Here is a 14,450-nt window from a genome sequence, read left to right as displayed (position 1 = left end):
AGCAAAGCGGTCGAATGCTCTGCCGCCCAATCCCGAACCTAATGCAGATGTGCAAGCTTGTCCGGGTTGCGCACCACGTAAATCGCCACGACCTTGCCGTCCTCGATTTCGAGCGCGGTCGACTGCAGCTCGCCGTCCGCTTCGCGCGTGACGAAGCCGGGGAGGCCGTTGATGAAGCCGGTGCGCACGAGCGTCGACCCATGTTTGGCGAAGAGGGCGGCGAGTTGCTCGTGCACCTTCATCACGGCGTCGAAGCCGAGGATCGGCCGCATCGCCGCCGGGCGTTTGCCGCCGCCGTCGGAATGCACGCTGACATCGGCTGCGAGCATGGCGCCGAGCTTCTTCATGTCGCCGCTGCGGGAGGCGGCGTAGAAGGCGTTGGCGATTTCGAGGCCGCGCTGCTGCTCGATCTGGAAGCGCGGCCGCTCCTCGCGTACATGGGTGCGGGCGCGGGCCGCAAGCTGGCGGCAGGCGGCGGCGTCGCGTTCGATTGTCGCCGCGACTTCGTCGAAGCTCAGGCCGAAGACGTCGTGCAGCAGGAAGGCGGCGCGTTCCAGCGGCGAGAGCCGCTCGAGCGCCAGCATCAGCGGCAGGGTGACGTCATCCTCCGGCTCCTCCTCGACGACCGGATCGGGAAGCCAGGGGCCGACATAGGTCTCGCGCTTAAGCCGGGCGGATTTCAACTGATCGAGGCAGAGCCTGGTCACCGTGCGGCGCAGGAACGCTTCGGGTTCGCGCACCGCCGTGCGGTCGGCCCCCATCCAGCGGATGAAGGCCTCCTGCACCATGTCCTCCGCATCGGCGACCGAGCCGAGCATGCGATAAGCGACACGGATCAGCTTCGGACGCAGCGGGTCGAAAGCGGCCGCTGCGTCCTCCTGGGGCGAACTCCCCATCAGGCGGCGGCCTGCGCGGCCTTGGCTTCCGCCGGATCGACCCAGAGGCCGAAGCCGACCGCGAGGCGGTTCCAGCCATTGATGACGTTGATCATCAGCGTGAGCTTCACCTGTTCCTCCTCGGTGAAATGTTGCTTCAGCGCTTCGTAGGCCTTTTCGTGGGCGTGGCCTTCCGAAAGCCTGGTCAGCGCTTCGGTCCAGCCTAGCGCGGCGCGTTCGCGATCGGAATAGCAGGGCGCCTCACGCCAGGCGGAAAGCAGGTAGATGCGCTGCTCGGTTTCGCCCTTCTCGCGGGCTTCCTGCGTGTGCATGTTGATGCAGTTGGCGCAGCCGTTGATCTGCGACGCGCGGATCTTGACGAGCTCGATGATGGTCTGGTCGAGGCTCGCGGCGACGGCGACGGATGTACCCATCCAGTTCTTCATCAGTTGCGGTGCGGCGGCGAAAAGGTCGATCTTGGCAGTCATGGTTCCGTTTCCTTTCGTTGGTTCCGATACCATGACGAGCGAGCTACGGCCGGTGTGACATCGGCGCGAAATTTTTTGGATTTCTTGGGACAGGCTGCATGTAGTTCGGCCTGTCACACCCCTGTAAAAAGGCGGCTCTATCCCTCGGCGCCAGTTTCAACACGAGGGTATATTCATGAAATCGTTCGTTTCCGTCCTTGTCGGCGCGCTTACCGCAGCCCTGCTTTCGACCGCCGCTTACGCCGAAAACCTGGTGCTCTATACCAGCCAGCCGAACGAGGATGCGCAGGCGACCGTCGATGCCTTCCAGGCGGCCAATCCCGGCATCGAGGTGGAGTGGGTGCGCGAGGGCACGACGAAGATCATGGCCAAGCTGATGGCCGAGATCGAGGCCGGCAATCCGGTCGCCGACGTGCTGCTGATCGCCGATACCGTGACCATGCAGCGGCTGAAGGAAGCCGGGCATCTGGAAAACTACAAGTCGCCGGAAGCGGCGAGCTACGATGCCTCGCTCTATGATGCCGACGGCGCCTATTACTCCACCAAGATGATCACGACCGGCATCGTCTACAATACCTCCGCCGCGATGAAGCCCGCGGGCTGGCAGGATCTCAGCAAACCCGAAGCCAAGGGCCTCGTCACCATGCCGAGCCCGCTGACCTCGGGCGCGGCGCTGATCCATGCGCAGACGCTGACCGGCATCGACGGTCTCGGCTGGGATTATTACAAGGCGCTCGCCGCAAACGGCGCCACCGCCGCCGGCGGCAATGGCGGCGTCTTGAAGGCGGTGGCAACCGGCGAGAAGGCCTATGGCATGCTCGTCGATTTCATGGCGATCCGCGAGAAGGCCAAGGGCACGCCGGTGGAATTCGTCTTCCCCGCCGAGGGCGTTTCGGCCGTGACCGAGCCGGTCGGCATCCTGAAGACCGCCAAGAACGTCGAGGCCGCGAAGAAGTTCGTCGACTTCCTCTTGTCCGAGGAGGGCCAGAAGACGGCGGCGGAGATGGGCTACATTCCGGCCCGCAACGGCGTGGCGCTGCCGGAGGGCTATCCGGCGCGCGAGACGATCAAGGTGCTGCCGGTCAATGCGGCGGAAGCGGTGAAGAACTCCGACACGGACCTCAAAACCTTCTCCGGCATCTTCGGCACGAACTGATCGCTGGAATGCTCGAACGCAACGATTTTCGCAGCCGGCCCCGCTGGCTGCGCTTTCCCTTTCAAGGCCGGGCGAAGGGCGTGCCGCCGGTGCGGGCGGGGGCGAGCCCCGCTGCCGAGCCGCGCTGGCTGGTGCCCTTCGTTATCGCCTACCTGTTTCTGCTCTGCCTGCTGCCGCTGATCAGCCTGGCGAAGGCCGGCTTTGCGGGGCTCATCTCCGGTCAATCCATTGGCGTGCTCACCGAGCCCGCGACATCAGCGGCGATCCGCAACACACTGATAACGGCCACCGGCGGCATGGTCGTTTCTGTCGTCATCGGCGCGCTCTTCGCCTTCTCGGTGGCGCTGACCGATGTGCGCGGCAAGCTCACCCTGAGTTTTTCCTTCATGCTGCCGATGATGATCCCGCCGCAGGTGACGGCACTTGCCTGGGTGGAGATGACCGGGCCGGCAAGCCCGCTGTTAAAGACGCTTGGGCTCGCGCCGCCGCTCGGCAGCCCGCAGCCGCTCTATTCGCTTGGCGGCATTTCGCTGCTGCTCGGCGTCCAACACGCGCCGTTGGTTTTCCTGGCCCTGAAAGCGGGGCTCAACGCTTCCCCGCGCGACGGGGTGGAGGCGGCAAGGCTTGCGGGCGCTTCGCCGTTCCGCGTCATCAGCGACATCGTCGCGCCGCTGTCGCTGCCGGGGCTGATTGCCGGTGCCGCGATCGCGTTCGTTTCCGGCGTCGGCAATTTCGGCATACCGGCGATCCTCGGCATTCCCGCCGGGATCGAGGTGCTGCCGACCCTGATCTATACGCGGCTCGCGAGCTTCGGCGCCGACACTTTCGGCGAGATCGCGTTGCTTTCCAGCCTGATCGCTGTGATTGCCGCGGCCGGGCTGATTCTGCAACAGCGCGCCCTTTCCGGCCGGGACTATCGCATCATCGGTCTCGCCGGCGCGAATGCCGCCTTTTCGCTCGGCCGATTCCGCCCGGTCGTGGAACTGGCGCTGGCGGCGATCCTGTTTCTCGTGCTGGTGGCGCCATTGGCAGCCCTCGTCGCGAGTTCGCTGGTGCCGGCCTATGGCGTGCCGCTCAATTGGCAAACCGTGTCGCTGCGCGCTTACGAGGAAATCCTCTTCCGCCAGTCGATGACGCTGAAAGCATTTGCCAACTCGATGTTCCTTGCGATCGCTTCGGCCTTCGGCCTTCTCGCCGTTTCGGTGCCGGCCGCTTACCTGATGACCCGGCGCAAGGGGTGGCTTGCCGATGCGCTCGGCATCCTCATCGAAATTCCCTATGCGCTGCCGGGCATCGTGCTTGCCGTCGCCTTCATCCTCACCTTTGCAGCGCCGCTGCCACTCCTCAACGTCTCGCTCTACGGCACGATCTGGATCATCCTGATCGCCTATTTCTCCTCGTTCCTGGCCGTCAGCCTCAAGCCTGTGATGAGCGCCTTCCTGCAGATGGACCCGTCGCTCGAAGAGGCCGCACGGCTCTCGGGCGCCGGTTTCCTGCGGCGCATGGGCGACGTGATCCTGCCCTTGGTGGCGCCGGCTGCGGGGGCTGCGATCATCCTCGTCTTCCTGATCGCCGCAAACGAACTCACGGTCTCGGCGCTGCTCTGGTCGGCCGGAACGCAGACGCTCGGTGTCGCCATCTTCAATCTCGACGACAGCGGCTCTTCGGACCTTGCCGCAGCACTCTCCGTGCTCGTCGTGGTGATGGTCGTCGCCTTGATGGCCGCGCTCGAGGCGCTTGCAAAATATCTTCCCGAGGGCGTGCTGCCGTGGCGCAACTGATCCTCAACCACCTCACCAAAGATTTCGGCGGCGGCCGGCCGGCGGTTTCCGATGTTTCGCTGACGGTGCGGGAAGGCGGCTTCCTGGCGCTGCTCGGGCCATCCGGCTGCGGCAAGACGACGGTGCTGCGCATGATCGCCGGCTTCGAGCGCCCGAGCGACGGCTCGATCGATTTCGGCGAAAGGCGCCTTTCCGACGCGTCGCGGGCGCTGCCGCCGGAGCGGCGTAACATGGCGATGGTGTTCCAGTCCTATGCGCTCTGGCCGCATATGACGGTGGCCGAAAATGTCGGCTATCCCTTGAAGGTGCGCGGCATTTCCGGGGAGGCGTGGCGCAGAAGCGTCGGCGAGGCGCTGGCGCTGGTGAAGCTCACCGACTATGCCGAACGCCGGCCGGCCGCCCTTTCCGGCGGCCAGCGCCAGCGCGTCGCCTTGGCCCGCTGCCTGGTGACCTCGCCCGACGTGGTGCTGCTCGACGAGCCGCTTGCCAATCTCGACCAGCATCTGCGCAAGTCGATGGAGGAGACCTTCCGCATCTTCCACGAACGCTCCGGCGCGACGATGATCTATGTGACGCACGACCAGGCGGAAGCGATGGCGCTTGCGACCGACGTGGCGGTCATGTCCGAGGGGCGGCTGATGCAGATGGCGCCGCCGGCCGAAATCTACGCAAGGCCCGAAGGCGCCGTCGTCGGCGGCCTGATCGGCCGCGGCTCGGTGCTCAAGCTGGCCGTGCCGGAGGGGGCGCTAAGGGCGTTGGAATGGCCGATGCTGCGGGCAGCCCTTGGCGGCATCGGCGAGGCGGCTGCGGGCAATGGGGCAGTGCGCGACGTGCCAGTTCGCGACGTGCTCGTGCGGCCGGAGCATGTGCGCCGCGACGGCGAGGGGATGGCGTTTCGGGTCATATCCTGCGTGTTCGAGGGCGAACGTTTTGCGCTGACGCTGGCGCTCTCTGACGGGCAGGTGCTGAAAGCCTATGGCGAAAGCGCGATGAAGCCGGGGGAGATGGCGCGGTTCGTGATAAGCCGGGGCTGGCGGCTCTAGCTTCGGCCTCAATCGCAATCGGGCTTGTCGAGCTGGACCTCGAATTGCCGCGGGCCGACCAGGCCTGGCTTTGACGGCAGCCCGACGATCTTCGCGATGACCGTGCATTTTCCGGCGATGACCGCATAGCGGTCGCGGCCCTGGCTGATGACCTTGTCGATCGGATATTTGGGAACGGCGACGGCGACCGCGTTGATGACGGCGTTCAACTCGCGGGCGCGCTGATAGTTCGGCGCAAGGGCTGCTGCGGCTTGACTGGCGACGAGGAGGACGACGAGGCAAAGGGCGGCAGACCGGGCGAACATGGCAAGGCTCCTGTTTTACGGAGGCAAGCATGATGGCCGGCGATATTCAAGCTGCCCCGCTTCCGCTTCATCCTTCGTAATGGGAAACCGGGAGCAGAGTTCAAGAATTTCGGCCCTGCTGAAATGAACCGTTGAGTAATATGCAACCGGTTGCTATAAACAATCAGTATTCCGCTTGAAGTGCGGTTGAGGAGAAACGAGGCGGGTGACCTCATCGACAGGAGGATCAGATGAAGCTCTATCAGGGCATAGGACCGAATTCGTATCGCGTGCGCATCTTCCTGGCGGAGAAGGGGATTTCGCTGCCGATGGTGAATGTCGATTTCGCCAAGGGTGAGCACCGGGCGCCGGAGTTCCTGGCGGTCAATTCACTCGGCCAGATTCCGGTGCTGGAGCTCGACGACGGCACGATCATTACCGAGAGCGTCGCGATTTGCCGTTATCTCGAGGAGACGAAGCGCGAGCCGCAGCTCTTCGGTCACGATGCCGTCAGCCGCGCCAAGGTGGAGATGTGGAACCGACGCGCCGAGTTGGTGATCCTCGGCACCGTCGGCAATGTGGCGCTGCATTCGGATGCCTTCTTTGCCGAGCGGCTGACGCAGTTTCCGGCCTTTGCCGAGACCGAGCGGCTGGCGGTGCCGAAGAAATGGGGCTGGCTCGACGACGAGCTTTCGGACGGGCGGCCGTTCCTGGCGGGCGACGAATTCTCGATCGCCGACATCACCGCCGGCGTCACCGCCTGGCTCTGCGACGTCTTCGGCCTGGAGATCCCGGCTTCGGCGAAAAATGTCCAGCGCTGGCTGGAACGGGTGCGCTCGCGGCCGAGTTTTGAGGCGTAAGGCTCAACAAGCGCAGGCGGACTTCGTCTATGTGGCTCATGGGGCGTGCCCCTCATCCGGCCTGCCGGCCACCTTCTCCCCGTTTTGACGGGGAGAAGGAGACTCGCGGCGGCCGCTGGTTCTACCTCGGCCAAGCTCGGCCGCCGTCTTCACTGCCGGCACGTCTCGGTTTGGGAGCCGGCCGTCATCCGCGTCCCCTCTCCCCGCCTGCGGGGAGAGGGTTAGGGTGAGGGGCAGACGCGTTCTAAGCCTTTGATTGCTAATCTGATTTATTCATTCTGTGGCCGAAGTCCGGAGCCTGATTTCCCCCTTTTCCGGCCCCGCTAAAATACTTATGTGGATAGGTGTTCCGACCTTTTTTCTTGCCTTCTCCATGGCTTTTTTCAATTCCTAAAATAATAGCTGCCCGATTCGCCCGCCGTCGGCGCCTGCAGGGCGTCGGCTCTAGGAGACAAGCCATGAACGATTTCAAGAAGCCCACGATCACCGAAATGCGCCCGAAGATCACCGTCATCGGGGTCGGCGGCGGTGGCGGCAACGCCATCAACAACATGATCAATGAAGGGCTTCAGGGCGTCGATTTCGTGGTGGCCAATACGGACGCGCAGGCGCTCGCCATGTCGAAGTCGTCGCGCATCATCCAGCTTGGCGCCGCCGTCACCGAGGGCCTCGGTGCCGGTTCGCTGCCGGATGTTGGCCGGGCGGCGGCGGAAGAATCGATCGACGAGATCATGGATCACCTCGGCGGCACGCATATGTGCTTCGTCACCGCCGGCATGGGCGGCGGCACGGGTACGGGTGCGGCTCCGGTGATTGCGGCAGCGGCGCGCAAGGCCGGCATCCTCACCGTCGGCGTCGTCACCAAGCCCTTCAGCTTCGAGGGCAAGCGCCGCATGGAAACGGCGGAAGCTGGCATCGAGCGGCTGCGTGAGGCGGCCGACACCGTGATCGTCATCCCCAACCAGAACCTCTTCCGCATCGCCGATGCCAAGACCACCTTTGCCGATGCCTTCGTGATCGCCGACCGGGTGCTTTACTCCGGCGTCGGCTGCATCACCGACCTGATCGTCAAGGAAGGCCTGATCAACCTCGACTTCGCCGACGTGAAATCGGTGATGAAGGGCATGGGCCGGGCGATGATGGGCACCGGCGAGGCAACCGGCGAGGGCCGGGCGCTGAAGGCGGCGGAAGCGGCGATCGCCAACCCGCTGCTCGACGAAGTGTCGATGCGCGGCGCCAAGGGCGTCCTGATCTCGATTTCCGGCGGCATGGACATGACGCTGTTCGAGGTGGACGAGGCTGCGACCCGCATCCGCGAAGAGGTCTATGACGAGGCCGACATCGTCGTCGGCTCGATCTTCGACCGCACGCTCGACGGCACCTTCCGCGTCTCCGTCGTCGCGACCGGCCTCGACTCCGCCCGTTCGGCCAACAATGCCGCGGGTGCTGCCGCCGGCCAGCCCGCACCGGCCCCGACCCGCACGCTGCAGTAGCTTGCGGATCCATCGCCTCCTTCAAGGATCCTCCCGATGTGAACCCCATATCGGGGGGATTCTTGCGTTTGGAGGCTTGAATGAGGATGAGCCGGAACGCGGTGATTGGCCGGCAGGCAAGGCTTGGTGTAATGCCGAACCGTATCCAGGCGGTGCGATCTGGAGAAATGGACGGGTATCGCCGAACAGCACAGCTAGACTGAGTTCGCGCGAAGCGTCGTTGCCAAAGCGCTAACTATAAATTGCAAATACGAACGCAGGCAATCAGGCCAATAACCTGTTGGCATGAGCGCGCGCGGTAGACGCCAGCATCAAGACGACGGCCCAAAAGACCTTCTTCGAGGTTGGCCGGATTGGAGGGCGGATGGTGCGCGGTTTGATGTTTGTGTTGGGGTTAGCGTTGACCGTCGCCGGCGTTTTGCTTCGCCCTTTCTGGCTGTCTGAATGGGGACCATATGCCTTTATTTTGCTCCTCTGGCTAATCACGTCGCTGGTGACGAGCTACGGTGGAAGTGGGAAACCATGGTCCTTCCGGTTCGGGTTCATCTTGGGCAGCGGACTTGCGCTAGGTCTCTTGGTTACACTCCACACCAATGCGTATGTCGGCCTCGGTGTGATATTCGCGCTCGGCTATCTTGGTTTCAAAACCAAGTTCTTTGTTCGGCGAAGCGAGCAATTGCGCGACGCGGCCGAGTAAAGGGCCGGTGACGATCGCGTTTGACGGTTCGAACATTAGTTCGAAGCCGCCGCATCTACCCGAGGCGCCAACCGGTAGATCAGCATCGTGTCGTCGTCGACGACGCGCTCGGCCGTGCGGTCGAGATGCGCGATCAGGCCCCTGTTGTATTCGAGGAACCTGCGCCGCTGCATGTCGCGGGCGTTCTTGGTGATGCCGAACCAGGTGGCGTTGCGGGCGCGCAGGTCCTCCAGCGCCGCGATCGCGTCGTCGTCCTCCAGCAGCATCGACCATTCGGTCTCGCCGCCGCCGGGCGGGAAGACCCAGCCGCGGCGGCGGCTGTAATAGATCGCCACGGGATCGCCGATCGTCGGCGTCGCGGTGATGACGAGATCGCCGGGGCGGCTGAGCTCACTGAGCCTGGTGCCGAGCTTTTCGCCGTGGTCGGCATAGGGCGTCTTCATCAGCGTGAGGCCGGGGATGCTGCCGCCGATGACGACGACGGCGGCGATCGCCGTAAGCCGCAGCGCACGGGTGAAAAACCCCTGTTCGCGGCCGATGCCGACCAGCAGGATCAGCCCGCGGCCGGCAAGTGCTGCGACGGCCACGTTGAAGATATGGAAGTTCCAGGGGTTGGTCTTGATCTCGCGGGCGGCAAGCACATAGACGATAGCCGCCCCTAGGAACCAGACATGGAAGAACCAGGGCGCACGAGCGGACCCTGCCTGCGTCTCCGCATCGCTGGCCGCCGGCGGCGCGGTCAGGAGCGCGATGCCTGCCAGCACCACCACCGGCAGAGTGAAGAGCCAGTTGCTGGCGATCTTCCAGGTGGCGGGGATGTAGAAGGCTTCGTCGAAAAACCTCGAAAGCCCATCGCTCCAGAGATAGCCGCTGCCGGCGACATGGTAAGGCGGATAGTTGGTGCCGAGATAGTGGGCCCACCAGTAATAGCTGAGGATGAGCGCGCCGGCGGCGAGGGCGACCGGCAGGATTGCCAGGAGGCGGCCAAGGCTGAGCCTGCCGCGCCGCTTGAGGATGGCGAAGGTCGCGTAGCTCATCGGCACGACAACCGCGATGCCCGGCAGCTTCGCAAGCACGCCTGTGGTGGTGACGAGGCCTGCGATGATCAGAAGCGACAGGCGGTCGTTCTGCAGATAGGCGACATAGGCCCAGGCGCCGGTCGTCACCAGCGCCAGCATGGCCGGATCCGGCAGGAAGGAGCGGTCGATCATCACCGCACCCGGCATGATCGCCAGCAGCAGCGCGCCGGCATGGACGTGGGCCTCGTCCCAAAGCCGCGCGATCAGCCGATGCAGCGCCAAGACGCCAAAGACGCCGAAGGCGATGGCGACCAGCCGGCCCCAGGTCTCATCCCAGCCGAACACGGCATAGAGGAGGGCGGTGATATAGGAGACGACCTGGAGCTCGCGGCCCTGATAGGAGGGGTCGGGTCCGGTCCAGCTCACCTCCGGAAAGAAGATGTTCCAGCTGCGCAGGAAGAAGTTGTCGGCCATCATTGCCGTACTCGCCTCGCGCCAGCTGAAGGCATCGACGAGCGGCTGCCGGACATCATGCAGGCGGAAGAGGGCGGCAAGCACCAGGATCGCGGCGAGCGCCGCAGCATTCATGTGCCTGTGATCGAACCCCGACATATGCCTCCCCAGGCGCGCCGAACGACCCTGACGACGACCGCGAGCGAGATGGGTGCTTTGCGGAAGGTTTCCGCCGGGCACCGGTCCTGCGGCCGCCAGTCTAGGCGACTATAATTAAGTAATCGCTGATTGTCTTGGCGTGAAAAGCTGGAAACCGGCCCTGCTTTCCGGCCTCGAAATGTTGCCGAAACTAATCCCTGGCCTGTGCCGTAACCCAAAGGGACAGCTTGTCCAGAAACACGGCCGGTCCTATAAAGTTAATATAAGCAAACTGTTGAGCACGACGCTCGCAGTCGCAAGCTGCTTTCGACTTTGACCACGGATGTACTGGCACGAGTTTTGAGAGCGAAAGAAAAGGAAGGCCGGAGCCGCGCGCTCCGGCCTTCTTGTTGTGGGCGATCTTGCCGTCATCGCGGGAAGCGCGGCGGCCGGCGTTCGGCTTCCTCGATCACCGAGAGTGGAAGAAGGCCGGGGCGGTTGATCTCCTCGAGCGTGAGCCTGCCGTCGATCATCACCTTGAAAAAACGCCGGCAGAGGTCTTGCGCCATCTCGGCCCGGTTGGAATAGCGCGTTCCCTCAAGCTGCGACTCGGTGAGTGCGGCTTCGATGTCCGGCGCACATAGCTCTACGAACTCCCGCGCGGCACCGGGGCGCTTGCGCAGTGCGGGCAGTCCCCACTCGTACTCGGAATAGCTTATCATCGTTGGTTCCGTTCGAGGTGCGAACAGAATGATTGCGATTGCGCACAACAGCGCGATGGACATACCGCCGGCGACGAAACGAAGGCTCATGATGGCGATCGTATAAATTGTCTATCCTTGTTTTCTATCGCAACTTTACCGTTTGGCAAGGTGCCTGAAGATCCCTCGCGCGTCGCGCTCTTCCGGCTTCGCGCCTTGCGGTTTAAGCCTTTGATCTTTCGCGATCTCGTCATCGCAAGACCGCTGCGCACTTCTCGGACAACAGGGGCGAGGAGGCGTGACGCCGGGCCGGTCGACGGCCCGGTCTCGCATGGTTCGCTTTCACGAATTGTTCCTCACCCATTTGGGGAAGGCGAGTGAGATGAGACCGCTTTCGTGCTTGGAGCGTTCCCTCATCGTTCGTCGCGTATTAGCGGTTGCGCAATTGGGCGCGACCAATTTCGCGCACTGGGAGAGTGAGAGACGGGGGGGAAGAGAGAGGCGGATCTATTTTCGCGGGTGACGGATCGGGCGGTTTGAGCGGTTCCGCGTCATTGAGAGCTGACCGCTGCCGCGGGAGCGCGGTCAGAGGGCGGCAAGCTCTTCGGCGGTTGCGACGATCTGCGTGTTGCCGAGCGAATGATCGGCATATTTGAACACCAATATGCTCATGACTGACGCGACGAGGGCTACCAGGATGATACGCATGTGGGCGCTCCGAGCTCTTCCTGCCTGACCATGTTCCTTCTTTGGGCCGGGCGGTGGGTTGAACCGGAAACCGATGGTCCCGGTCGAAAGGCCTTCGGCCTTTGTGTGCTTCTTTTAGCAAGGGAGCCGGGCGCCTGTTGTTCCCGCGGGGACAGCGAAAGGCGCGTCTGTGCGCTTGAGGCAATCCAACAATGATGTCGAAACTGTAGTGGGTGCTGGCCGCCGGCTGCGCCTTTTACTTGCGCGGCCTTGCTTGACGCGACGAGCACAGGAAGTCTGTCGCTGCGTCGCGCCGGATTGATCGTTACCCTTCCGCGTCCGCCGCCTCCGGTGCCACCGGCTTCTTCGCCAGCGCCAGGTTTGCCGCCGCGGCTTCTGCTTCGGCGGCACCGGCCGGGCCGGAACGGACCGTGACGGCGTTGGAGGCGAGGTCGAGGCCGGCTTGGCGCAGGGCCGGCAGCAGGCGCTTCATTGCCTCACGCTGGAGGATGCTGGGGTTGCCGGGCCGCGCAGTGAACTTGAGGCGGACGACGAGGGAGCTTTCGGTGATGTCCTGGATGCCTTGCATCTTCAGCGGTTCGAGGAATTCTCCGCCGATCTCCGGATCTTCCTGCATGGCGAGGCCGACCTTCTTGATGGTCTTGCGGATCTGTTCCGGATCGGCGTCGCGCTCGAATTTCAGTTCGAACTTCACCGTGCTCCAGTCGCGGCTGTAATTGGTCACCGCCTGAAGCTGGCCATAGGGGACGGTGTGGATCTGGCCGTTCTGGTGGCGCAGCCTCAGCGAGCGCAGCGAGATGCGCTCGACCGTGCCCTTGAGCTTGCCGGTATCGACGTATTCGCCGACGCGAAAGGCGTCGTCGGCGATGAAGAAGATGCCGGAGACGACATCCTTCACCAGCGTCTGCGAGCCGAAGGAAAGGGCAAGACCGAGCACGCCGAAGCCGGCCAGCAGCGGCGCGATGTTGATGCCGAGTGCGGAGAGGATGACGAGGCTGGTGACGGCGAAGATACCGCCGAAGATGAGGTTGCGCACTAGCGGCAGGATGGTCGAGAGCCGGCTTGCCTGATGGGTCACCGTCTCGCTTTCGCTGTCGCCGGGCAGGGCGACGCGGGCCGACGGGGCGAGCGCCTCGAAGCTCAGCCAGAGGAAGCTGCAGATCACCCAGGCGGCCACGATCGCAAGGCTGATGCGCTCGAGGATGACGATCCAGCCGACGGCCGCGGCCGTGTCATCCTGGATCATCACCGGGCGCCAGAGTTCGATGATGATGTGCAGGCCGATCAGCCAGGTGGCGCCGGCGAGCGCCGTCTGGATGCTGCCGGAGATCGCCGCATGCAGCCTGGAGGAGGCGGGCGTGCGCCGGCGCTCGGCCGCCGCACCGGCGAGCGAATGGATGCCGAAGGCAAGGATCGGCAAGGCAAGCAGGATGATCTGCGTGACGCCGCCGGCGAAGCTCCAGGCCGCACTGTTGGGGCTGCCGGCGACGATGACGGTCATCAGCCAGAGCACGATGGCGCTCAGGGCATAGAACTCCGGCACGCCGAAGGCGATGGCGCGGCGCACCGGGCCGGGGTTCTCGCCGGTAAAGAGCGCGCGGATATCGGCAGCACCGGCGATGAACCAGTGGAGCTTTATGAGCGTGAGGATGCTGACGCCGATCAGCAGCCAGCCGTCGGTGGCGGCAAGCTCCAGCCCGCGCTGGTGGGCGAAGCGCAGGCTGGCGCCGACGACGGCGCTGAGCGCGCCATAGACGGCGAGCATGGTGGCGTGGAAGCGCGGATGGGCGATATCGAGCAGGCGGATCTCCGGCCGGGTCGGCGCAAAGAGGAAGCGGGCGCCGACGGCATAGACGGCCGAGACGACGGCGATGGTGATCAGGGCATGGGCCAGCTCGGCCGAAGCCGTGCCCGGCGTCAGGAACAGGCGAGCGAGGCTATGGGCGAGCGTGGCGAAGAGCACCAGATAGGCGATGTCGAAGCCGAGCCGGATCAAGGAGGCGCGCATGCGGTGCAGGAGGTCGACGCATTCGAAAGAGGCGCCGAACAGCCGATGGATGAGAAAGCGGCTGGCGAAGGCGGCGGCCAGGCCGATGGCAACCGCAAGCAGGGCGATAGCCGCGACCGAGACGACCGACCAGCCTTCGGCGCGGATGCCTGCCGCAACGTCAGCCATGACGCGGACGATCCCGGACATGCCCGCAAGCCCCATCTGCAAGCCATTGAGAAACCGGGCGGAAAGGGTGTCGAAGGAATCCTCCGGGTCGGCGGCTGCAGCGGCTGGCTGCGGCGTGCCGGCTGCGGTGGTCGCGGCGGCGGCCGGTGCCGAGGCGGGGCCGCTCTCCGATGTCGCCGCGCTGCCCGGCGTTGTGCCCTGATGTGTCGCGTCGCGCCATTCGACCGTGACCGGCCCGCCGGCCTTTGCGGCAGCGCGCAAGGTTTCCTCGATCTCGGCAGCACTTTGGCCGGGCGTGAGGATGACGGTGATCGGCGCTGGCGTGGTCTGGGCAGAAGCGGGCAGGGCGACTGCCAGAAGCAGCGCCAGGGCAATGAACAGATGGCGGCAGAAAAAGCGGATATATGCCATGAACTTCACCCATCGAGACCGTTCGCGCGCCATGCGCTCATCCGCATCACATTACATAACATTCCAAAATTCCAATCGTATCTTGAAGGCTGCGGCGGATGAGGCGTGGCCCCCGTGATCAAGGCTTGCGCAGTCCGGCCGCAACGGCCGCCAGCCCCCGATCCGTC

At 64.4% G+C, this 14,450-nt stretch carries 13 protein-coding genes; 6 read left to right on the top strand and 7 right to left on the bottom strand.

Annotated features, from left to right (window positions below; genetic code table 11):
* Positions 1–38: 38 nt before the first annotated feature.
* The gene (locus tag QM996_RS09625; RefSeq protein ID WP_500270239.1) at positions 39–896 is read right to left on the bottom strand and encodes a sigma-70 family RNA polymerase sigma factor; all 858 of its coding nucleotides are present in this window, start codon (positions 894–896) and stop codon (positions 39–41) included.
* Positions 896–1,363, bottom strand: a complete 468-nt coding sequence (locus tag QM996_RS09620) for a carboxymuconolactone decarboxylase family protein (RefSeq protein WP_500270238.1) — start codon at positions 1,361–1,363, stop codon at positions 896–898. The genes QM996_RS09625 and QM996_RS09620 overlap by 1 nt, the downstream gene beginning before the upstream one ends.
* A gap of 175 nt (positions 1,364–1,538) precedes the next feature.
* Between QM996_RS09620 and QM996_RS09615 the strand changes: the two genes are divergently transcribed.
* Genes QM996_RS09615 through QM996_RS09605 form a run of 3 tightly spaced genes read left to right on the top strand, consistent with a single transcriptional unit; the run spans position 1,539 to position 5,343 of the window.
* Positions 1,539–2,519 carry an ABC transporter substrate-binding protein gene (locus QM996_RS09615; protein WP_500270237.1) on the top strand — a complete coding sequence of 327 codons (981 nt, stop codon included), beginning with the start codon at positions 1,539–1,541 and terminating at the stop codon, positions 2,517–2,519.
* An 8-nt stretch (positions 2,520–2,527) separates the two neighbouring features.
* Positions 2,528–4,300, top strand: a complete 1,773-nt coding sequence (locus QM996_RS09610) for an ABC transporter permease (protein ID WP_500270236.1) — start codon at positions 2,528–2,530, stop codon at positions 4,298–4,300.
* Positions 4,288–5,343, top strand: a complete 1,056-nt coding sequence (locus QM996_RS09605; RefSeq protein WP_500270235.1) for an ABC transporter ATP-binding protein — start codon at positions 4,288–4,290, stop codon at positions 5,341–5,343. Before QM996_RS09610 ends, QM996_RS09605 begins: the two co-directional genes overlap by 13 nt.
* An 8-nt stretch (positions 5,344–5,351) precedes the next feature.
* Here QM996_RS09605 and QM996_RS09600 read toward each other — a convergent pair whose 3' ends face one another.
* Positions 5,352–5,648, bottom strand: a complete 297-nt coding sequence (locus QM996_RS09600) for a hypothetical protein (RefSeq protein ID WP_500270234.1) — start codon at positions 5,646–5,648, stop codon at positions 5,352–5,354.
* A 230-nt stretch (positions 5,649–5,878) separates the two neighbouring features.
* Between QM996_RS09600 and QM996_RS09595 the strand changes: the two genes are divergently transcribed.
* The 3 genes from QM996_RS09595 to QM996_RS09585 all read left to right on the top strand — a co-directional run bounded on the left by QM996_RS09595 (position 5,879) and on the right by QM996_RS09585 (position 8,677).
* The gene (locus QM996_RS09595; protein ID WP_500270233.1) at positions 5,879–6,487 is read left to right on the top strand and encodes a glutathione S-transferase family protein; all 609 of its coding nucleotides are present in this window, start codon (positions 5,879–5,881) and stop codon (positions 6,485–6,487) included.
* A gap of 458 nt (positions 6,488–6,945) precedes the next feature.
* Positions 6,946–7,980 carry a cell division protein FtsZ gene (gene ftsZ, locus QM996_RS09590; protein ID WP_500270232.1) on the top strand — a complete coding sequence of 345 codons (1,035 nt, stop codon included), beginning with the start codon at positions 6,946–6,948 and terminating at the stop codon, positions 7,978–7,980.
* Positions 7,981–8,344: 364 nt separating this feature from the next.
* Positions 8,345–8,677: a hypothetical protein gene (locus QM996_RS09585; RefSeq protein WP_500270231.1), complete on the top strand. Its 333-nt coding sequence runs from the start codon at positions 8,345–8,347 to the stop codon at positions 8,675–8,677.
* 35 nt (positions 8,678–8,712) lie between these two features.
* Here the strand turns inward: QM996_RS09585 and QM996_RS09580 are convergent, their stop codons facing one another.
* The 4 genes from QM996_RS09580 to QM996_RS09565 form a co-directional block, all read right to left on the bottom strand.
* Positions 8,713–10,308 (bottom strand): ArnT family glycosyltransferase, encoded by a 1,596-nt coding sequence (locus QM996_RS09580; protein WP_500270230.1) that lies wholly within the window; start codon positions 10,306–10,308, stop codon positions 8,713–8,715.
* A 407-nt stretch (positions 10,309–10,715) separates the two neighbouring features.
* Complete coding sequence (locus tag QM996_RS09575) at positions 10,716–11,099, bottom strand: hypothetical protein (RefSeq protein WP_500270229.1); 384 nt, start codon at positions 11,097–11,099, stop codon at positions 10,716–10,718.
* Between the two features lie 474 nt (positions 11,100–11,573).
* Positions 11,574–11,696: a hypothetical protein gene (locus tag QM996_RS09570; protein ID WP_500270228.1), complete on the bottom strand. Its 123-nt coding sequence runs from the start codon at positions 11,694–11,696 to the stop codon at positions 11,574–11,576.
* Between the two features lie 304 nt (positions 11,697–12,000).
* Positions 12,001–14,283 carry a mechanosensitive ion channel family protein gene (locus QM996_RS09565; RefSeq protein WP_500270227.1) on the bottom strand — a complete coding sequence of 761 codons (2,283 nt, stop codon included), beginning with the start codon at positions 14,281–14,283 and terminating at the stop codon, positions 12,001–12,003.
* Positions 14,284–14,450: the final 167 nt, after the last annotated feature.

This window comes from Sinorhizobium chiapasense, assembly GCF_045277575.1.
In the GTDB taxonomy this organism is placed as follows: Bacteria; Pseudomonadota; Alphaproteobacteria; order Rhizobiales; family Rhizobiaceae; genus Ensifer; species Ensifer chiapasense_A.
Note: the sequence above shows the minus strand (reverse complement) of the source record. Positions and strands in the feature narration are given on the sequence as shown.

Coding starts and splice junctions, on each gene's coding strand:
- QM996_RS09625 (WP_500270239.1), bottom strand. CDS start 896: ATGGGGAGTTCGCCCCAGGAGGACGCAGCGGCCGCTTTCGACCCGCTG.
- QM996_RS09620 (WP_500270238.1), bottom strand. CDS start 1,363: ATGACTGCCAAGATCGACCTTTTCGCCGCCGCACCGCAACTGATGAAG.
- QM996_RS09615 (WP_500270237.1), top strand. CDS start 1,539: ATGAAATCGTTCGTTTCCGTCCTTGTCGGCGCGCTTACCGCAGCCCTG.
- QM996_RS09610 (WP_500270236.1), top strand. CDS start 2,528: ATGCTCGAACGCAACGATTTTCGCAGCCGGCCCCGCTGGCTGCGCTTT.
- QM996_RS09600 (WP_500270234.1), bottom strand. CDS start 5,648: ATGTTCGCCCGGTCTGCCGCCCTTTGCCTCGTCGTCCTCCTCGTCGCC.
- QM996_RS09595 (WP_500270233.1), top strand. CDS start 5,879: ATGAAGCTCTATCAGGGCATAGGACCGAATTCGTATCGCGTGCGCATC.
- ftsZ (WP_500270232.1), top strand. CDS start 6,946: ATGAACGATTTCAAGAAGCCCACGATCACCGAAATGCGCCCGAAGATC.
- QM996_RS09585 (WP_500270231.1), top strand. CDS start 8,345: ATGGTGCGCGGTTTGATGTTTGTGTTGGGGTTAGCGTTGACCGTCGCC.
- QM996_RS09580 (WP_500270230.1), bottom strand. CDS start 10,308: ATGTCGGGGTTCGATCACAGGCACATGAATGCTGCGGCGCTCGCCGCG.
- QM996_RS09575 (WP_500270229.1), bottom strand. CDS start 11,099: ATGAGCCTTCGTTTCGTCGCCGGCGGTATGTCCATCGCGCTGTTGTGC.
- QM996_RS09570 (WP_500270228.1), bottom strand. CDS start 11,696: ATGCGTATCATCCTGGTAGCCCTCGTCGCGTCAGTCATGAGCATATTG.
- QM996_RS09565 (WP_500270227.1), bottom strand. CDS start 14,283: ATGGCATATATCCGCTTTTTCTGCCGCCATCTGTTCATTGCCCTGGCG.